Annotated in this window: 18 protein-coding genes; 3 read left to right on the plus strand and 15 right to left on the minus strand. The window is 29.6% G+C overall.

Annotated features, from left to right (window positions below; translation table 11 throughout):
• The first annotated feature begins 194 nt into the window (after positions 1-194).
• Positions 195-1,190: a tRNA dihydrouridine synthase DusB gene (dusB, locus tag ACZ5RS_RS02705; protein WP_464637342.1), complete on the plus strand. Its 996-nt coding sequence runs from the start codon at positions 195-197 to the stop codon at positions 1,188-1,190.
• Positions 1,191-1,273: 83 nt separating this feature from the next.
• Positions 1,274-2,545: a phosphoribosylamine--glycine ligase gene (purD, locus tag ACZ5RS_RS02710; RefSeq protein WP_464637343.1), complete on the plus strand. Its 1,272-nt coding sequence runs from the start codon at positions 1,274-1,276 to the stop codon at positions 2,543-2,545.
• Positions 2,546-2,670: 125 nt separating this feature from the next.
• On the opposite strand, the gene ACZ5RS_RS02715 is transcribed toward purD, so the two are convergent.
• The 13 genes from ACZ5RS_RS02715 to ptsP all read right to left on the minus strand — a co-directional run bounded on the left by ACZ5RS_RS02715 (position 2,671) and on the right by ptsP (position 18,617).
• Positions 2,671-3,084: a DUF6672 family protein gene (locus ACZ5RS_RS02715; protein WP_464637344.1), complete on the minus strand. Its 414-nt coding sequence runs from the start codon at positions 3,082-3,084 to the stop codon at positions 2,671-2,673.
• Positions 3,074-4,189 carry an ABC transporter permease gene (locus tag ACZ5RS_RS02720; protein WP_464637345.1) on the minus strand — a complete coding sequence of 372 codons (1,116 nt, stop codon included), beginning with the start codon at positions 4,187-4,189 and terminating at the stop codon, positions 3,074-3,076. Before ACZ5RS_RS02720 ends, ACZ5RS_RS02715 begins: the two co-directional genes overlap by 11 nt.
• Positions 4,186-5,247, minus strand: a complete 1,062-nt coding sequence (locus ACZ5RS_RS02725; protein ID WP_464637346.1) for an ABC transporter permease subunit — start codon at positions 5,245-5,247, stop codon at positions 4,186-4,188. Before ACZ5RS_RS02725 ends, ACZ5RS_RS02720 begins: the two co-directional genes overlap by 4 nt.
• Positions 5,247-6,884 (minus strand): sugar ABC transporter ATP-binding protein, encoded by a 1,638-nt coding sequence (locus ACZ5RS_RS02730; protein WP_464637347.1) that lies wholly within the window; start codon positions 6,882-6,884, stop codon positions 5,247-5,249. The genes ACZ5RS_RS02725 and ACZ5RS_RS02730 overlap by 1 nt, the downstream gene beginning before the upstream one ends.
• 72 nt (positions 6,885-6,956) lie before the next feature.
• Positions 6,957-8,174, minus strand: a complete 1,218-nt coding sequence (locus ACZ5RS_RS02735; RefSeq protein ID WP_464637348.1) for a DUF3798 domain-containing protein — start codon at positions 8,172-8,174, stop codon at positions 6,957-6,959.
• Positions 8,175-8,531: 357 nt separating this feature from the next.
• The gene (gene rlmB, locus ACZ5RS_RS02740; RefSeq protein WP_464637349.1) at positions 8,532-9,278 is read right to left on the minus strand and encodes a 23S rRNA (guanosine(2251)-2'-O)-methyltransferase RlmB; all 747 of its coding nucleotides are present in this window, start codon (positions 9,276-9,278) and stop codon (positions 8,532-8,534) included.
• A 145-nt stretch (positions 9,279-9,423) separates the two neighbouring features.
• Positions 9,424-10,542: a molecular chaperone DnaJ gene (gene dnaJ, locus ACZ5RS_RS02745; protein WP_464637350.1), complete on the minus strand. Its 1,119-nt coding sequence runs from the start codon at positions 10,540-10,542 to the stop codon at positions 9,424-9,426.
• Between the two features lie 81 nt (positions 10,543-10,623).
• A complete protein-coding gene (gene dnaK, locus ACZ5RS_RS02750; protein ID WP_464637351.1) occupies positions 10,624-12,567 on the minus strand; it encodes a molecular chaperone DnaK in 1,944 nt (647 codons plus the stop codon).
• 90 nt (positions 12,568-12,657) lie between these two features.
• Positions 12,658-13,269 carry a nucleotide exchange factor GrpE gene (locus ACZ5RS_RS02755; protein ID WP_464637352.1) on the minus strand — a complete coding sequence of 204 codons (612 nt, stop codon included), beginning with the start codon at positions 13,267-13,269 and terminating at the stop codon, positions 12,658-12,660.
• Positions 13,270-13,416: 147 nt separating this feature from the next.
• Positions 13,417-14,571: a hypothetical protein gene (locus ACZ5RS_RS02760; RefSeq protein ID WP_464637353.1), complete on the minus strand. Its 1,155-nt coding sequence runs from the start codon at positions 14,569-14,571 to the stop codon at positions 13,417-13,419.
• A gap of 16 nt (positions 14,572-14,587) precedes the next feature.
• Positions 14,588-15,295 carry an HAD family hydrolase gene (locus tag ACZ5RS_RS02765; protein ID WP_464637354.1) on the minus strand — a complete coding sequence of 236 codons (708 nt, stop codon included), beginning with the start codon at positions 15,293-15,295 and terminating at the stop codon, positions 14,588-14,590.
• Positions 15,295-16,821 (minus strand): ribosome biogenesis GTPase Der, encoded by a 1,527-nt coding sequence (gene der / locus ACZ5RS_RS02770; RefSeq protein ID WP_464637355.1) that lies wholly within the window; start codon positions 16,819-16,821, stop codon positions 15,295-15,297. Before der ends, ACZ5RS_RS02765 begins: the two co-directional genes overlap by 1 nt.
• A 53-nt stretch (positions 16,822-16,874) precedes the next feature.
• Positions 16,875-18,617 carry a phosphoenolpyruvate--protein phosphotransferase gene (ptsP, locus tag ACZ5RS_RS02775; RefSeq protein ID WP_464637356.1) on the minus strand — a complete coding sequence of 581 codons (1,743 nt, stop codon included), beginning with the start codon at positions 18,615-18,617 and terminating at the stop codon, positions 16,875-16,877.
• Positions 18,618-18,692: 75 nt separating this feature from the next.
• Between ptsP and ACZ5RS_RS02780 the strand changes: the two genes are divergently transcribed.
• Positions 18,693-19,247 carry a hypothetical protein gene (locus ACZ5RS_RS02780; RefSeq protein ID WP_464637357.1) on the plus strand — a complete coding sequence of 185 codons (555 nt, stop codon included), beginning with the start codon at positions 18,693-18,695 and terminating at the stop codon, positions 19,245-19,247.
• On the opposite strand, the gene ACZ5RS_RS02785 is transcribed toward ACZ5RS_RS02780, so the two are convergent.
• The gene (locus ACZ5RS_RS02785) at positions 19,231-20,526 is read right to left on the minus strand and encodes a hypothetical protein (RefSeq protein ID WP_464637358.1); all 1,296 of its coding nucleotides are present in this window, start codon (positions 20,524-20,526) and stop codon (positions 19,231-19,233) included. The two genes, ACZ5RS_RS02780 and ACZ5RS_RS02785, sit on opposite strands and share 17 nt — an antisense overlap.
• Before the next feature lie 36 nt (positions 20,527-20,562).
• A complete protein-coding gene (locus ACZ5RS_RS02790; protein WP_464637359.1) occupies positions 20,563-21,339 on the minus strand; it encodes a TlyA family RNA methyltransferase in 777 nt (258 codons plus the stop codon).

Consider the following 21,339-nt stretch of genomic DNA (forward strand, 5'->3'; position numbering starts at 1 on the left):
TAAAAAGTCAAATATTGAACATTTTTTATATCTTATAATCCACAAAAAAATAAATATATTTTTGATATGAATTTTTGAACTTAATTTTATTGTCTGTATATATTTTTTTGATGAGCTTTGATAAACTAATTCTTGAAAACAAATTTAAAAAAATATATAAATTCATTACACAATACAATATTAGGAGATAATATTTGGATACCTCAAAATTATATCATCCAATAAAAATAAAAGATTTAACAATTGATGGGAATTTATTTCTTGCTCCTTTAGCAGGATATACAGATATTCCTTTTAGATATCTATGCAAAAAACATGGTGCAAATCTAACAACCTCTGAAATGGTAAGCACAGAAGGCATTGCTAGAGGAAATGAAAAAACTGTTAATTTAATGAAAAGAGCAGAAAATGAAGATCTTTTTGTAATACAGATTTTCACAGATAATCTTGATTCTCTTCAAAGAGGCTTTGAAGCTTTATTAAAATTTAACCCAACAATTATTGATATTAATTGTGGTTGTCCAGTTCCTAAAGTTACTAAAACTGGAGCAGGTAGTGCACTAATGCAAACCCCAGAAAAGATGGCAGCATTGGTTAATTTTATTCACAAAAACTCTGATATCCCTGTTAGTGTAAAGTTCAGAACAGGTTGGGACAGTGAAAATGAAAATTACTTAGACTTTGCTAAACTTGCGCTTGATAATGGAGCTAGTTCAATTTGTATGCATGCAAGAACAAAAACTCAAGGTTATATGCCCACTGCTCATTGGGATAGATTAGAAAATTTAACAAAAGTGATTCATGAAGAATATAAAGGAATACCAATATTTGGATCTGGAGATTTATTTGAACCAAAAGATGGTCTAAGAATGCTAAGTGAGACAAATGTTGATGGTCTTATGTTTGCAAGAGGCGCCATTGGGAATCCTTTTATATTTGAACAAACAAGGCATTTATTACAAACAGGTGAAGATATTTATCCTTCTTCAGTTATTGATAGAGTGGATATAATTCTTGAACAACTTGATTTAATGTGTCAAATTTATCGAGAAGATGTTGCTTATAGAGAAATGAGAAAACACTGTTGTGCATATTTAAAAGGAATAAATGGATCCGCAAAAGTCAAACAACTTTTAATGAAAGCAAATAGTAATAAAGATTATATAGAGGCTTTATCTTTATTATCTTAAATTATAATATATATGATAAATATATACATGTTGACCCTACCATTATGATAATGATATCTTTACAAAACTAAGGGGGAACTTTAATGAGATTATTAGTATTAGGCTCCGGAGCAAAAGATCATGCTATTACATGGTTTTTTTCACAAAGCAAACTTATAAATGGACTATATGTTGCTCATGGTAACATTGGTACAGAAGGGATTGCTGTTAATTTAAAATATGTAAACCCCTCTTCTCCTGAAAGTGTTTACAGAGCTTGTTTATTACACAATATAGACACAGTATTTATTGGTACTGAAGCTCCTTTACTCACTGGAGTTGTTGATTTTCTAAAGGAAAAAGGAATTACCGTTTTTGGAACTCCTTCTCACTGTCTAAAACTTGAAAATGATAGAGAATATGCTAGAGACTTCTCAACAAAGAATAACATTCAAATCCCAGCTCATAAAATTTTCTCAGATTATGCTTCTTTAGAAAAATTCTTAGATAAAACTGAAAATAAAAGATTTGTAATTAAAAGCAATGAGCAAGCACCTTCTAGAGTAATGATTGATAGCGATAATAAAAAATCATTATTAGATTTTGCTAAAAAACTTTTAAATAGTGCATCAATTCTATTAGAAGATCATATTGAAGGACTTCCACTAACAATAACTTTATTCATTGATAAAAAAGGTTATTTAACACTTCCTTTCTGTAGTGAATATACCAAAACAGAAGAAGGGGGCCTACCAACTGGTGGAATGGGTGCTATTTGTCCTGTACCAATCTCTCAGAAAAACAAAGAAGAAATACAAGAAAAAATTATTACACCAGTTCTAAAAGGCATGGAGAAAGAAGATTTACTATATAGAGGTGTTTTAACTTTATCTATAATCCTAAATAAAACTTTAGGTCCAATTTTAGTTGATTACCATGTAAGATTAAATGATCCAGCTACTCAAGCTATAATTCCTTTAATTAAGTCTGACGCTGTTTCTATTTATGAATCATTAACAAATGATTCTATCAAGGATTTTAAACTAAAATTAAGCAATGATACCTGTACTGCTATTGTAATTGCTAGTGAAGGCTATCCGGGCAACCCTATAATTCATAAAGAACTAAGCCCTATTTCTTCCCCATTATTATTTAATACTTTCAGCAAAGATCTTCCTTTATTCTTCTATGGTAGTATAGATAGAAATGGATCAAAACTTGAAACAACTGGTGGACGCTGTGTTACTATTGTTGGTAGATCAAGTAATATAATAAAAGCTGGTGAAGAAGCTTATAAAGCTATAAAACATATTAAATTTGATGGTATGTGGTATAGAAAAGATATTGGAATTAAATTCTACGATATTTGTAATTAATTATATTTTATAATAAATGAACCCCTTAATTTGATAAAAAATTAAGGGGTTTTAATATTTTGATAGCTAAAAATAAATATTATTAACAAAAAATTAAATAATAATATCTTTTTTATACTATCATTTTAATCTCCTACTGTTTCAATAACAAAAGGTTGTAGATAAGAATCTATATCATCAACGTTGTTAATAAAAGCAGGAATTGAGAATAATAACATATCATGAGAGAAAGGAACTTTTATCTTTTTCTCTATTACTATTTCATTCCAATCATCATCAGTATATGTAACGATAATTTTATGTCTTTGTCCTTGAACATCAACTTGATCTCTATCTCTTCTAGCTAATTCCATCACGGGTTGTTTATCTATTTGAATTTCAACTAACTGTAAAGCCTTCAATTCTTGATTATTAACTTCAATATTTTTGTTATCCAATAATATTGAATGTTGTTTCCCAACAAGTGCCATTAAAATTGCAAATAAAATTACTATAATTATTGCAGCAGCTCTAATATAAAATCTTTTATTAATTATCATTTGCTACTCCTTGGTTTTCTTGTAATTTTTCTGCATTAACTAGGTTTTCTCTTTTTTTACGCATTTCATATAAAACAAGAGATAATGTAATAACACCATAAGATACAAATACTCTGAAATATTCACCTAATTGAGCTTGACCAATTAAGTTCTTTCCTGCCATTGGAGATACAATAAACATAAGATGGAATAATATTACACCTAAGAATACGTTACCAATATTAGCTTTACTTACAGAAGCACCACCAACTAATAATGCAGCAACACTGAACATACCAATTTGTGTATGAGAGTTATAAGTATTTAAAGTTCCAATATTTTGTAAATAAATTATCATACCAATTCCAGCAACCACTGTTGAAATAACTATTGAAATAATTCTTGTTTTTTCAACTTGAATGCCAGCAGCAGCTGCAACATTTAAATCTTGTCCAACAGCTCTCATATCTTGCCCTAGTTTTGTTTTTCTAAACCAAATAATAAATAAACAAATTAATCCAATAACAATAAAGGTCATCAAAGGAATCTTAATTCCAAAAATTGATATATTAAATAATGAATCAAGACTTTTTCTAATGCCAATCAAGTTAACTGTATTTCTTATTCCATATCCTCTAGGTAATACTAAAGAAGCATTTTTAATTGGAATAACAGACCCCATTCCATATAATACAACTAATTGGTAAACACCATTCATAAAGAAGCCTAAGATATAAGAAGTAACCATTTCTCTACCTTTAGCCTTATTTAATATGCGTCCACAAATTTCACCTAAAACAATAGAAATTGGAATACTAATTATTATTGCTAAAACCATTGCAGGTATTCCAACAATATTCCAGTCAGTAACAAAAATTAAACCAATCTGTCCTGCCATAGCACCAAGAGTCATACCAAAGTTTAGCCCCATACCAGCCATGATAGGAATTAATAAACTTAATATTAAAAAGGAGTTTCTTGAGATTCTAACAATAATTTCTGAAATCAAATAATTTGCAGAGTAACCACTTAATGGAATTCCAACACTACAAATAACTAAAAATAATACTGTTACAAGATTATTTGCTATTAAATTCTTAATACTTTTAAAGGTTATTTTTTTCATCTTGTAGCCTCCGTTTTTCTAGTCAATGCATAAAGAATCATACCATTAGAAACGACAATACGAATAACCTCAGACATATCAGTCTGTATTACTGAATTCATTACACTAGGAGTCATTGTTAATATTCCTTGGAATAAGAATGTACCAATTATTACATTTGTTATTGAAGCCTTATTAACAGAAGCTCCTCCAATTAATATTGCAGATACTGCAGGTAAAGCCATAAAGAATGGCCCCATATATAATTGAATAAACCCAAAAGATTGTTGATAAACTAAAATACCAATTGCCCCTAGCCAAGTTGATAAAATTACTGACAATATTCTAGTTCTATCAATATTAATTCCACTTGCTCTAGCAAATACTGGATTTGAACCAACTGCAGTCATTGCTGTACCTTTTTTGGAATGTAAGAAAGCCCAAATTAAAAAAGCTAAAAGTACAAATAATAAGAACATACCAGTAGGGAAAACAAAGTGATCTCCAATTCTAATTGCTAAAAAATCATTTAATACATGTAAATAATAGCCCTCTGTAGAAATTGTAGTTCTCAGTCCTCTACCTGTATAACCCCATACCATTGTAGGATTTGAATAAGGAAGTAATAACCACATCATACACATAAATGCTACAGATGAAAAACCAACATAAGTTGCAATCATCATCTCTCCACCTTTAACTCTATTAAGCAATTTACCATAGGCCCAACCAAATATAACAGCAAATGGAGTAGCGAAGGCCATTGCCATTAAGAATGAAGGAAATCCTACAAAATTAAATTCAATAGCTAAAGTTCCACCTAATAATCCAGCAATAATACCAAGAGGGAGTCCAAAATTCAAACCACATCCACTATGTATCATTGGGACCATAGCCAATACCATAATACAGTTCATACCAAATCTATTTAATGTATCTGATAATGAAGTACTAATATTTACTCCAACAAACGGAGCAGCTATAAATAATAGCAATAAGAATAAACCAATAATTATTCTTGGCCATCCAAAATTTCTAATAAATGTCGCTAATTTATCTATCAATTTTTCATTTCCCATTAGATAGCCTCCTCAACCTTTTGACCAACCATTAATAATCCAAAGTCTTCACTAGGTCTTGAAGCTTTTAAAACACCTTCAATTTTACCATCGGTTACAATTGCGATTCTATCGCAAATAGCTCTTAATTCTTCTAACTCTGAAGAAATAATAACTATAGTTGTACCTAATTCTCTATTATATTTTCTTAAAGATTCTAAAACTAATGATTTCGCACCAATATCAATACCTCTAGTTGGTTCACTTACAAATAACATCTTTGGCTCTAATGCGAAGGCTTTTGCCAAACAAATCTTTTGTTGGTTACCACCAGATAACTCTTTTGCTTTTTGTTTTGAACTAGTACATTTAATTTCTAATTGATCTATATATTTATGTGTGACTTCTTCAATTGCCTTACTATCTCTCCAAGTTACAAGACCATTAAAATACTTCTTTAAGTATTTCTCTTGAACTTGCATTGCTGTAAATGCAACATTCCATTCTAGTGACTCATCTAACAATAAGCCAACGCCACGCCTATCTTCACTTACAAATGCTAATCCGGCATCTAATAAAGTTCTTGGGTCATTTAATTTTAATTCTTTTGAATCAAAATATACTTTTCCGCCAGCAGTATATAAACCCATAACTCCATTAGGAATTCCAAGTTTACCTTGTCCTGCCATTCCGCCAATACCAAGGATTTCTCCTCTCTTAACTTCTAGTGAAACATCTTTTACTGTTTCACCTGGCATATCAACCCATAAATGTTCAATTTTTAAAATGCTATCTTTATCTTTATAATCAAATTCTCTAGTACTAACATTGCTTGCTACATTTCTTCCGACCATCCATCTAGCAATATCTTGTACTTTAACACCTTCAACAGGAACTTTTTTAATTATTAATCCATCTCTCATTACCATTAATGAGTCACAAACATCAATAATTTCATTTAATCTATGACTTATAAAAATCATAGCAATTCCTTGGTTAGCTAATTTTCTCATAGCAACTAATAAACTACTTGCTTCTTTTTCAGATAAAACAGCTGTAGGTTCATCTAGAACCAATAATTCAATAGGATTATCTTCACCTTTTGAATCTTTGCTTAATTCTCTAGCTATCTCAGTAAATTGTTTATGACCAACAGGCATTGAAGATACTTTCATCTCAGTATCAATTTCAACATCAAGTTTTTTAATTGCAGTTTTAGCAATTACATCAATTTCTTCTCTATCTAAAATATTTAAACGATCACCAAATAATTCACTAGCAATAGATTTTTTTACTGGTTCTCTATTTAAAACAATATTTTCTGCAGCACTAAAATCTGGTAACAACGAAAATTCTTGATGCACCATACCTATACCTTTTTCTAATGCATCTAAAGGAGAGTCAAAATTAACTTCTTCACCTTTAATAATGACTTTACCACCAAAGCCACCAGTTTCCCTAATTTCATCCATTCCAAAAAGAATTTTCATTAAAGTACTTTTACCAGCACCATTTTCACCAACTAAACCTAAAATTTGGCCTTTATCAATTGAGAAATTGATATCATTCAATACTTGGTTGCCAGAGAAATCTTTACTAATATTTATCATCTCTAGTAAAGGTTTATTATCATCTTTCATCATTTTTCCTTTTATCATTCATAAAGGATTGTAAAGAAGAAATCTTCACAATCCTTTAGCTTTGGGACAAGCCCTAAATACTTAATTTAATTATTTAACAGTAAAATATTTGTCTGGTACTTCTACTGAAGGAGTATCCATATAACCTTTACCCATAATATAAGTATCTTGATAAATTAAAATATGATTCTTAGCTCTTACACCTGTATTTACATCAGAATAGAATGAACCATTCCATTTTGCACCTGGTGTAAATTTGTTATAAGCTTTCATGATGTCTGATAATTTTAATAATTCACTTTCGCCGTTTAATACGTTAATAGCATGTTGGCCTAAACCTGCTGTGGTTGTATAACCATAACTATATGCCCATGTACCAAATCTACCAGCACCACCCTTTTCAACAACAGCATCTTCAACTTTTGCTAAAATTGCAGGGAAATCACCAGTTTCGTTTGTTAAGTCGATACCTAAAGCTCCAGGATAACCCATTAATGGAGAAGGTAAATCAGCTTCGATGAAATATCCACCATATGCTAGTAATTGTTTTAATAATGGTTCTGTATGTGCATCATTAGTACAGAAGAATGCAGCATTTTGACCATATTTTTCAATCCAAGCTGGAACTTTTTCTAGAATGTATTGTTGAGCACCTGCAACACCAACATCACTAGTTGGGTCTGGAGCTGTTTCAAATACAAAAGTCATTCCTTTATCTTCACAAGTTTGTTTCATGATAGCAGCACGACGGCTTAATGTTTCATAACTCATATGACGAGGGAAAGAAATATGTACAAATGTATCACAACCTAATTTTTGTGCTGTATCAATAATTAAATAACCACGAGCAACGAAGTCATTATTTACAGCTAAATCAGCAGCAGATTGGATAACACCTGGATCTTCATGTGCTTCACCAGCAATACATAAGATATCAGGTCTCTTTTCTTTTATACGTCTAAAAGCTTCTGTAGTACCAGGAATTGATTGGTTAACTACTACAGCTTTCATTAATGGATCATCTGCTAATCCAGAAATAACTGAAATTGTTGTTTCAGCTTCATCCATAAAATTATCAGGATATGTAACATGTTGAATCATTCCACCATCTTCAACAGTACCGTATTCTTGAATTAATCTTTCAGCACCTCTTAAATCATCTTCTGATTGAGATACAGTTCCTGTAACTATTCCAATATGGAATTCATTAGTTTCTGCATCTCCTGTTGCAGGAGCTTCGGTTGTTCCTCCAGCAAAAACAGTTGTTAGTGCAAAAGAACATAAAATTAAAGCAATTATTTTTTTCATAACTCAATTTTCTCCTTATTTAAGTTAACTATAATAATAAATTACTTGCCGATAAAACACAAGAATAATATTCATTTTTTAGTATATATATTCATTTTATATAAATTTTTACATATATATAAAAATCAATATATTATTTTTATGTATATAAAATTATTTTAAAATGTTTTTATATAAACATTATTATTAAACTCAAAATTTATTTAATTCTTTTTTTACTTATAAAAATAATTTTCAAGGGCCTTATTTCTTATACCACAAATTTTCATTTATTTGTATAAAACAAAAAAAACCTCTTTGTTTATAGTAATTAACTAATTACATTACAAAGAGGCTTAAATAAATAGTATTTTAAAACTATTTCATATTTCTTCTAAATTCATATAATAAGATTCCAGCAGCAACACTAACATTTAAAGAATCTATATGACCTTGCATATCGATGGATGTTGTATAATCGCAAGCTTCTTTAACTAATCTTGAAATTCCAGAACCTTCACTACCCATAACAATAACACTTCTCTTATCAAATTTAGTATTATATGATGATTCACCATTCATATCAGCTGCATAAGCCCAGAATCCACTATCTTTCAATAATTTCAATTCTCTATTAATATTAACAACTGGTGCGATTGGAACATATTGTGCTGCACCACTAGATATTTTAATTACAGTTTCATTTGCTTGAACACTTCTTCTTTCTGGGATAACAACTAAATCAACTCCAAATTGATCACAAGATCTTAATATTGCACCTAAATTATGAGGGTCAGTTATACCATCTAAAATTAAAACTAAGCCACCTTGATCATCCTTTAAATTCTCAAGATATTCTTTTACGCTAGTGACATTTACTCTACTTGTTGCTCTTCTAGCACCACCTAAATCTAAAATAGCACCTCTATGGTCTACACCAGGCATCATTTTATCCATTTCAGCTACTGAAATTTTCTTTACAATAACTTTTTTGCTAAATCTTGCCATTCTATCTAGATCTGCATTCTTATTTCCATTACCTCGACATAAATACAATGTCGATCCTGAAGGAGCCATTTTAATTCCTTCTTCTATCGCATGTTTTCCATATATTTTTTCACCCATGGTGCATCTCCTACAAAAAAACGTAAATAAAAACTATCATTTTATAAGAAAAAATACTAGTAGATAAAGAGTTACATATAAAAATAAAAAACTACCAATCCAAATTTCTTATGAATTGATAGTTTGAAATATATATAATTAGAATTTATTCAAAAGGAATTGGAGTTGGAGCTTCATCTTCTCCTAATACTTTTGCCAATTCTTTTAATAGCTTTTTAGCTTTTTGAGAAGTTAATCCAATTTTAGGTGTATCAACTCTCAATTTAATATACATATCCCCTCTTCTACTCATATTTCTATCTTTAGGGATACCCTTATCTTTTACTCTAATCATTTTACCATTTTGAACGCCAGAAGGAACTACTATTTTAACATTTTTGCCTTCTAACAATGGTACTTTAATTTCTGTTCCTAAGGCTGCTTGAGTCATTGAAATTGGTATTTGAACATACAAATCATAACCATGACGGATAAAATACTTATGAGGTTTTACATTAATAAAAACATATAAATCCCCAGAAGGACCACCATTCTTGCCTGCATCTCCCATGCCTCTTAAAGAAATCCTAGTTCCATCATCTGCTCCTGGAGGAATTGAAACTTTTACTTTTTGTTGTTTTCTTACAACTCCAGAACCATGACATTGAGTACAAGGATCCTCAACAACTCTACCTGTACCATTACAATTACTACAAGGAGTAGAAACTGCAAAGAAACCACTAGTCCTATTTACTTTTCCAGTACCATTACAGTGTGGGCAGGTTTTTGTTCCACCTGTTTTACTTCCACTACCATTACAGGTTGGACAACTTACATGATGAGCATAAGATATTTCAATCTTTTTGCCAAATGCTGCTTCTTCTAAATCTAAAGAAACATCATATCTTAAAGTTGCACCTTCACTAGGTCCTGTTCGTCTTCGTGAAGAGGTACCTCCACCACCAAAGAATGATTCGAAAATGTCGCTAAAACCACCGCCACCAAAAATGTCACTGAAATCATTATAGACGTTCGAATAATCATGTCCGCCAGCCATTCCATCAACACCAGCAAAACCAAATTGATCATAAGTTGAGCGTTTTTTTTCATCACTTAACACTTCATAAGCTTCAGTAGCTTCTTTAAAGCGGTCTTCTGCAGCTTTATCTCCTGGATTTCTATCAGGATGGTTCGCAATCGCTAATTTACGGTATGCTTTTTTAATTTCATCAGCAGTAGCAGTCTTTGAAACTCCTAATACTTCATAATAATCACGTTTTGCCACGACAATTTCCTTACTATAATTTAATTAAAACACATCATGCCTATAGACATGATGCGTTCTATTTTATTATTTTACACTATCTTAGTCTACAACTTCAAAGTCTGCATCTTCAACACCATCATTATTATTTGGTGCACTATTTGCTTCATTTGGTTGAGCATTAGATTGGCCAGATGCATTAGCTGCATCAGCACCAGCTTGTTGTTGAGCTGCAGCTGAATTTTTATAAACTTCTTCAGCTAACTTATATGAAGCTTGTTGTAATGTTTCTAATTTAGTCTTAATTTCTTCTGCACTAGAATTAGAATCGTTAACAACTTTCTTTAAGTCTTCTAAAGCTGATTCAATTTTTGCTTTATCTTCACTGCTTACTTTATCACCATAATCTTTTAGTGATTTTTCTGTAGAATAGATTAAGCCATCAGCTTCGTTTTTAGCATCAATTTTAGCTCTTTCTTTTTTATCTTCTTCAGCATGTGCTTCAGCTTCTTTTACCATCTTATCAATATCTGCATCTGATAAACCTGAAGATGTTTCAATTCTAATTTTTTGTTCTTTACCTGTGCCTAAATCTTTAGCAGAAACATGAACAATACCATTAGCATCAATATCAAAAGTTACTTCAATTTGAGGTACTCCTCTAGGTGCTGAAGGAATTCCTTCTAAGTTAAAGTTACCTAAAGTTCTATTTTGGCTAGCCATTTCACGTTCACCTTGTAATACATGAATTGAAACAGCAGTTTGTCCATCAGCAGCAGTTGAGAAAATTTGACTCTTCTTAGTAGGAATTGTTGTATTTCTTTCAATTAATTTAGTACATACACCACCTAAAGTTTCAATACCTAATGATAATGGAGTAACATCTAATAATAGTACATCTTTAACATCACCACCTAAGATACCACCTTGAATTGCAGCACCCATAGCTACAACTTCATCAGGGTTAACACCTTTGTGAGGTTCTTTGTTAAATAATTCTTTAACAGTTTGTTGTACTAAAGGAACACGTGAAGATCCACCAACAAGAATTACTTCATCAATATCACTTGCACTTAATCCTGCATCTTTTAAAGCTTTGATACAAGGTTCTTTTGTTCTTTCAACTAAAGGGTTAACCATTTGTTCAAAACGAGCACGTGTTAATGACATTTGTAAATGCTTTGGACCTGTTTGGTCTGCAGTAATAAATGGTAAGTTAATATCTGAGTTATTTGAGTTTGATAATTCAATCTTAGTCTTTTCAGCTGCTTCTTTTAATCTTTGTAAAGCCATTTTATCGCTAGATAAATCAATGCCGGTTTCTTTCTTGAATTCATCAATCATCCATTCAATTAAAACTTGGTCAAAGTTATCACCACCTAGGTGTGTATCACCATTAGTTGATTTAACTTCAAAAACACCATCACCTAATTCAAGAATAGAAATATCAAATGTACCACCACCTAAGTCGTATACAGCGATTTTTTCTTCTCTTGAAGCATCTTTACCAAATCCATAAGCTAATGCTGCAGCAGTAGGTTCGTTAACAATTCTCTTAACTTCTAAACCTGCGATTTTACCAGCATCTTTTGTTGCTTGTCTTTGTGAGTCATTAAAGTAAGCAGGAACTGTTACAACAGCTTCTGTTACTGTTTCACCTAAATAATCTTCTGCAGTTTTTTTCATTTTTTGTAATACTGCAGCTGAGATTTCTTGTGGAGAATATTCAGTACCTCTAATGTCTACTTTAATTTCTTGGTTTGAGCCAGCCTTAATTTTATAAGGAACCATTTTTAATTCGTTTGGTACTTCATTATATTTACGGCCCATGAAACGTTTAATTGAGAAAACTGTATTTTCTGCGTTAGTAACAATTTGGTTTTTAGCAGGTTGACCAACTAAACGGTCACCTTTTGCTGTATAACCAACAATTGAAGGAGTTGTTCTTTGTCCTTCTGAGTTGGCAATTACCATTGGTTCATTTCCTTCCATTACGGAAACACAACTGTTTGTTGTTCCTAAGTCTATTCCAATTATTCTACCCATATGTATATCTCCTGATCTTGTTTAATTCTTTATTATTTATTTATTTTTTATTTCTAAATTAAAAGTAATAATTCTTTCATCAATCGTCAATTAATTTGGTTTACCAACTTTAACTTTTGCAGGTCTTATTACTCTATCATGTAATGTATACCCCGCACCTAACTCTAAAACTACTACTTCTTTATCATATTCATCAGATTGTTCCATCATATAAGCTTCATGTTTTTCTGGGTCAAATTCTTCGCCTACGCAATTAATTTTTTTAAGTCCCCAGTTTTTTTCTAAAACTGAATGTAGCTTATCATTTACCATTACAACTCCATCATGAATTTTATCAAAATCTCTTGAAGCTTCTGATGCTGTAATAGCTCTATCAAAATCATCTAAAGATTGTAATAAATCACAAATAAGCTCTTTATTAGCATAATGAATACTTTCTTCTTTATCTCTTATTAATCTTTTTCTAAAATTTTCAACTTCAGCAGCTTTTCTTAATAAATCATCTTTAGCTGTTTTTTCAGCTGCTTTAGCTTCTTCTAGTTGTTTCTTTAACTCTTGAATTTCTAGCTCTTTTTCTTCTAGAGGAGTTAATTCTTTATCCTCTTTCTGAGTGGCATCTGCTTCTTGAGTTTTATTAACATCTACTTTAATTTCTTTTTCTTCTACTTTTGTTTGTTTTTCATCAGTAGTTTTTTTACTCATTTTTACTTTCCTGTATTAATCAAAAGGCCTTAAAAAATTAACTAACTTTTTGCCATTAGTTAATTTATTAGCTTCAATGTTTATTTTATTTACGTGATAAAAATAATACGAGGGTAATTAATCGTCAAGTATTTGATAGAAAAAACTTTAATCTATTTCTATTTCTTCTTCTTCACCAACTACCATATATTTCTTTTTATCTTCATTATCTAAATCTTCTTTAGAATCTAACTCTTTATTAACTTTTTTATTTGCTACTTTCTTTTCTTTTTCTACTAGCTTTATTTCTTCTGTTTTATCTTCTTTAGAAGAATTTTCTTTCGCACTATTTTTGTTTTTATCTTTTTCTACAACGTTTTCTACCACTGTATTTGATTGAGCTTTTATTTGATTTATTGACTCAAAAGCTTTTGCTAAGGAATTTTCTACTTCTTCCATTTTCTTTTCATTGAGAATTTGCAGATTATTAATATATTGAGAGCTCTTTTCTACTGTTAAATTATCAATTTTTGATTTCAACTGATTAAAACCAGCAGCGGTATCTTCATTAATTTTATTCTTTAAATCAACAATTGAAGCTTCTTTTTTTTCATCTAAGTTTTTAAAATCAGTTTCGACATCAACTAAGAAATCATTATGTTTCTTTTCAATATTATTAATAATAGTTTGAGCACTATTAATATTTTCAACTAATTTATTTGAAGCTTGATTAATTAATACAACCTTTGAATTTAAATTATCTTCAACTAATTTTATATTATTTTCTATTTCAGAAAAATAATTATTTTTTAAATCTTCTAACTTAGATTCATATTCACCATAATAAGCATTTTGCTTTTTTGTAGCCTCATCATAAGAATCAATTATTTGTAAAGTTGCTTTTTGATGCTCATTAATTAACTGTTCTAATTCTTGTAGTTTTGCACAATCATTTCTAACAGTAATTACCCATTCATGAGTTTTATTTGTAGATACTTCTAAAACTGCTAGCATTGATCTATATTCATTTAAAGTATTTGTAAGTTTTGCCAACTCTTGGCTATAAGATTGTAATTCTTTAATTTTATCATCAATAGCTTGAAATAAAGTTTTCATTTCTATTTTTTGAGAATTTATTTTTTCTTCTGAGGTAATTAGTTTTTCATTTAATGACTGTTCGGCTTTTCTTACTCTTTCTATCAATCTTTTTTGAGCATTATTATTCTTATTATTTTCACTTACTTTATAATTGATAACAATAATATTAATTAATATTGTTAACCCAAATAATAAAAAAGGTAATATTAAAGAAAAAGTATTCAAGAAAAGCCTCCCTTTGTTAATTAAATAATAACGCTTCTATTTCAAACCAGTCTTTACAAATATAATCAGCCTTATTATATTTTTCTGATTTCTTTTTATTTGATATATAAAGTGTTTGCATATTAAGTTTTTTTGCACCCACCATATCTTTAGTATAACTATCACCAAAATAAATACAATTCTTAGGATCAACATTTATTTTATTTATCAAATATATGAAAGTTTTTTCACTAGGTTTCAAATATCCTGATTCTTCAGTTGAAGTTGCAAAATCAACAATATCTGATAAACCTAAGGTATTTACTTTATCTGCAATTGGGAAATCACTTAATAAAGCAATTTTAATTCCCTTTTGTTTGGCTTTTAGTAAAACTTCTCTCATATTTGCAAAACCTTTTATAGTTTTAAAAGATTCTGCCCAAGCACTATAAAATTGATGCTCTATCTTTTTGATGATCTTATCAATTTCTGCTTGAGAAGGATTATCTTTATTTAAATATATAATAGCTTGTTTTTCTAGAAAGCCTTTTCTATCATCAGTTTTTGGAGGAAACTCTTCTTGAGTTTGTCTATAAAGTTTTCTTACTTTATTAAAAGAAAGGCCTAACTTTACATCTGGAAATAACGTCAATGCAAGGCGAAGATTCATTTGCATCTTTGAATACAAAGTGCCATCGATATCAAGACATATAGCCTTGATATCTTTCTCCTTAATAATCGACATTATCTACTTCTTCCCTTTCTATTCTTTTGAATTTTCTTTGCTTTATCAATTGCTTTTCCAAGAGAAGCTTTATTCCCTGGTTTTTTATTTTTCTTTTTAGCAATAGCTTTACCAGCAGTATTCTTACTAGGAGCAACACTTTCTCTAGCTTTTGAGTCTTTAGATAAAATAGGTTTATCACCTTTTTTATTTAAGGAAGGGTTTCTTCTTCTTTCTCTTAAATCAACTTCAATTGGAATTTGAGAAAATCCTAAATCACGTCTAATACAATTCTTTAAGTATTTAACATAAATTTCTGGGAAATTCTTTATTCTATTAACAAAGAATAAAAATCTTACTGGAGTTGCACTAACTTGAGTACCATAATATACCTTAAAGTGACCTTCACTACCTCTAGGTGGAGTATAACTTTCACTCCAACTTTTTAAAGCCTCATTAATTGCAGAAGTATCTACTCTTTTATTTAATTGTTTCCAAACTGACCAAACTGTATCAAGCATAGAAGAAATTTTAATACCGTTTAATGCACTTATAGCTGTAATTGGAGCAAAACTTAATATAGGGAATAAGAATCTAATTCTATCCTTAATTGCAGTAATTTCATTATCTATTCCAGATAGTCTATCAATCTTATTTAATACAAGAATTATACCTTTACCTCTTCTAACTATTAAATTAGCAATCTTCTTATCTTGATCTGATAAGCCATCAACACTATCTATCATTAATAGAATAACATCTGCTTCATCAATAGTTTTAATTGCTCTATTAACAGAATAATATTCTACATCTTCATTTACTTTACTTTTACGTCTAATACCTGCAGTATCTAGAATTGTAAAATCAGTCCCTTTATAAGAGAATGCACCTCTTATTACATCTCGAGTAGTTCCTGCAATATCAGAAACAATTGAAACATCATCTCCAACTAATAAATTAGTCAAAGTACTCTTACCTGTGTTAGGTTTTCCCAAGACTGCAATTTTTACAGTTTCTATCTCTTCAGGAGCTTCAAATCTTTCTTCAAGATTTAACATTCCAAGAAGAGTTTCTTCTAATTCTTCAATTCCAAGTCCATGGGCAGCACTTATGCCAAGAACTCTTTGATAACCATAAGAATAATATTCCCAAATTAAATCTTCTCTATTAGTATCATCAAGTTTATTAACGACAAGTAAAACTCTATCTTCATAAGCTCTTAATTTTTGCATTATAACTTCATCTTCAGCTGTTACTTCCATACAATCCATCATGAAAATAATAACATCACTTTTATCTAATAAAGATAGGCTTTTTTTACTTACTAAATCATCAAGACCTTCAAGTTCTTGTTTTACTCCACCACTATCTACAAGTGTAATATAATGATTCCCAATCAAACATCTTTCTGGAATAGGATCTCTAGTTACACCAGGAGTTGGGTCTGTTATAGCTCTTCTTTTTCCTATTAATCTATTAAATAATGTAGATTTTCCTACATTAGGTCTTCCAATTATTGAAATTACAGGTATTTCTTGATTATCCATAATTTTAGCAGAATATAATCTGCATTCTCCTTATCAAAATTATTTACCCTTTTTTATAGAGTATGCGATTTTGGTAAATATTCAAATCTCTCACTCATCCATTTCTTTATAAATGCGACTATAGAGCTTGATGAATTCATTTTCAATACTTCATCAGTCATTTTTTGTGCTTCTTTGAAATCTATAGTCCTTAAAATTTTCCTAACTTCTAATAAAGAAGATGGACTCATACTAAATTCATCTAAACCAAGTCCTGCTAATAATATCGTTGCATATGGATTACTAGCCATTTCCCCACACATTCCTATAGGAATATTTGCTTTATGTGCATTATCTATTACTAATTTAATTAGTCTTAAAACACCTGGGTGAAAAGGTTGATAAAGATGAGCAATTTTTTCATTACCTCTATCTACCGCAATAGTATATTGAATTAAATCATTTGTTCCAATTGAAAAGAAATCAACTCTTTTAGCTAATTCATCTGATATAAGGGCAGCAGATGGGACTTCTATCATAGTTCCAATCTTTATATCTTTATCAAAAGGTATTTTATTAACACGAAGTTCTTCTTTGACTTGTCCAAAAATTAATAAAGTTTTTTCTAATTCATCCAAACCACTAATCATAGGAAACATTATATGAAGTTTACCATAAATGGAAGCCCTCAATAGAGCTCTTAACTGAATTCTAAAAATATCTTTCCTTTCTAGACAAAAACGAATTGCTCTCCAACCTAAAATCGGATTCTCTTCATCTATTCCTAGACTAGTTAAAGCTTTATCTCCACCAATATCAATTGTTCTAATTGTTACAGGTTTTCCTTTCATGCCTTCTAAAACTTCTTTATATATTTCAAATTGAACTTCTTCTTTAAGCAATCCATTTTTTTGTAAAAATATAAATTCACTTCTAAACAAGCCAATTCCACTAGCTCCTTTATCTAAAGCATTTTCTACTTCATCAGGAGTTTCGATATTTGCTTTTAAAATATATTTCTTTTTATCAGGAGAAACTACTGGCAACTTTGCCACTTGTAATAATTCTTTTTGATGGGTTTCCCAATTATTTTTAATATCATCAAAGTTTTTCTTTACATACCATTCAGGTCTTATAACAATTTGACCTTGATTACCATCTAAAATAACCTCATCACCATCTCTAGTTTTTGAACTAGCACTATATAAACCTAAGACTGTAGGGATTCCAAAGGATCTTGCAAAGATTGCAACATGGGAAGTCCTTCCTCCTGTATCTACAGCGATTGCTTTAATATATTTTTTATTTAGAGTTAACATCTCTGAAGGTAACAAAGAATCAGCTACTAGAATAACTTGTTCTTTAATATTATTTAATTTTTTACTTCTTTTCTTTAAAAGATTTTCAATAATTAAACGAGCTATATCACTCATATCAACAGCTCTATCTCTAATCATTTCAATGTCACTAGCTTCTAATGTAGCAATTAAGGAAGCAGTAACACTTTCCACAGCCCAAGCTGCATTTTGATAATGAATTTTTATCGCATCCTTAATCTCTGAATGATATTCAGGATCTTGCAACATTATAATATGTGTCTCTATTATCTCTTTTTCTGTTTCTTCAGATTTGGATTCAAGTAATTGTTGAGTTTCTTTAACACTCTTTTCAACTGCTTGCTCAAATCTCAGCAACTCATCATCAACCTTATCTGGTTCAATTTTCTCTTTGCTAACTTCTAAACTATTATGTGTAAAAACTAAAGCTTTTCCACTCGATATCCCGCCAGAAGCTGCTATACCATTAAGTATTCTCATATGCACTTATTTTACGTTCTATTTTTTGCCTTGTAAAGTATCGATTATTATAATTATTTATTATAATATATAGATATGAAAAGATTTACTTTTGGCAACAATAATAAATTTAAAAATATTTTAATAATTATTTTTTGTTTCATTATTTTAACAATAATTGAATTGTTAATTTTCTATCCAAAAGTAAAAAAAGCTGTAATAGACTCTAATGCTATAGAATTAATAAATACAGCTAAACAGAACAAAGAAGATTCTCAATATAGAGACTATAATTTATTCTTTGTTTCAATGAATAATAATATAATCTCGTTTAAGTATTCAGGCAAAAAAAGATATAATTTACTTCATGATAGCTTTGAATATCAATTAAAAACGCCTCCAATTAATGCATTAAAAAAATATTGTGTTACATTAATTCCTGAGAGAACTAAACTTATTGGAGTAACCTCAGAAGACAAAGCGACATATTTAAATGTGTCTAAAGAAATTTTAAATAGTCCAAATTTCAAACTTTGTTATCAACAATTAAAAGCACAATCTTTATCAATAAATAAAGAAGCCAAATTTTTCTTACTTATTGAAGGAGATTTATATAACGAAGATAAACAACTAATTAAAAAATACTCTTAGTTTTATTTAAATAATTTATCCTAAATAACAAATACATTACTTCCATAAAAAAGGACAGAGCATACGCTATAGAAGCTATATATACCCCAGCAACATCAAAAATTAATGGTAATATCAAAATTGACAACAATAGTGTTAATACATTTATAAAAACACCAACTGTAATTGATGAAGTATCTCTAATTGAAACCAATGTTGCCCTATAAAAAGCTATTTTAGCTCCGATAAAAGGAATTAAAGACATTAGTAACAATGAAATTGGTAGATAATGCAATAAATTTTGAGGAACTCTTGAAACATTGATAAACCAAATATTTAATAAAGGTTTATTTAAATATATTACAAAAAATAAGACAGTTAAACTTATTGCAACAATATTAACAAATCCTTTTAAATTCTTAATATTATCTTTTTTATACTCTGCAATAATTATTTCTTGTAAAGATTGACTGATAGAAGTATATAAAAATAAATAAGCTAAAATTACTGGCCAGATGGCTAAGGATTCAACAGGAAAAGCTCCTTTTGTAATTCCTAAATTCAATAACGGTCTAACTCCTAATGTTATCCAAGAAGTTATTGCTAAAGGAATATAAAAATGCACCATTTGTTTAAAATTTAAATTCTCATTATCTGTTTCAGGAAGCTTATCTAAGGCTGGTTTTGCAAGAACATAAGCTGTAATCATTCCTGAAATTACACCTAAGGATAAAGTAAATCCACCTAATAAAGCTCCACTTATATTAAAAAGTTTAGTACCAATGAATAATATTATAAAAGCTATTGCAATTCTTACATACATAACAATAGGTACATATTTACTTCTCGAGTGAGCTATCATTACACCTTGCCATAGTCTTCTATATCCTATTGTTGGAGCCCAGGGAATCAATAAAACAAAACACCAATAGGCACTATCCAATAAATTAACAGGTAAATTAAATAAATTGATAGCAATAAAATCGAAAACAAAAGGAATACATAATATTAAATGCAAAGTTACTGTAATCACTGAGAGAAAATTCATTACTCTCAATATTTTTTTATATGAGCTTATACTTTTTACTATTGCTGTTCCTGCAGATAACATTTGAACTACAGGCCCTTCAATAAAAAGTGCTAAGGCAAAAGAATAACCAAAGGCAGCAAGTTGGTTTGTTGCATCTGGCATTCTTGTTATAAAACTTGTAATCATGGGTTGTTCTGTGGCCATAACAATCCACATAATTGCTAAGGGAACCCATAATAAAAATAATTTTCTTTTTGTAATGTTGTTCATAATCGAACTAATATTAATAACAACCTAAATTAATGTCTATAGATTTAGTAACAAGGTCACTTTATTAATAAATTCATCTCTATTTAAGCCAGATGATTTATTTAAAAGTGATAAAAACTCTATATTACCTTTTCTACCTTTAATAGGGCTTAAAATAATATCAGAAACAAAAACATTATCTTCACTTAATATATCAAAAACATGCATTAAGATCTCTTTCAATAATGAAATATCTTCAACAACTCCAGAGAATTCCTTTGTATATTTTGACACTTCGAATTGAGGCTTAATTAAACAAATCAACTTAGAATCTTCACACAAAGATAATATGTGAGAAGCTGCATTTTTTATTGATCTAAAGGATAAATCACAAACTGCAAAATCAGGAGTATGTTCTAGGTTTTCAAGTTGCATAATATTTTGTTTTTCATAAACTACAACTCTTTCATCATTTCTTAATTTCCATGCAAGTTGATTATATCCAACATCAACACTATAAACTAACTTAGCTCCATTCTGCAATAAACAATCAGTAAAGCCTCCTGTTGAGGAACCTGCATCTAATACAACTTTATTTTCCACATCAACATTAAAAACTTTTAAAGCTTCTTCGAGTTTATAACCACCTCTAGATACATATTTACCAAAAGACAACTCAATATTAGAGTCTTTATCTATTTTTACTTTTGTATCAGGAACTAATTCATTATTTACATATACATTTTTACATACAACGAAAGCAGTCAATTCATCCTTACTATATTGAGGATATTCTTCTTTTAACTTTTGAAGTATTGGAATTTTTTTTGCCAT

It is taken from the genome of Pleomorphochaeta caudata (assembly GCF_055395745.1).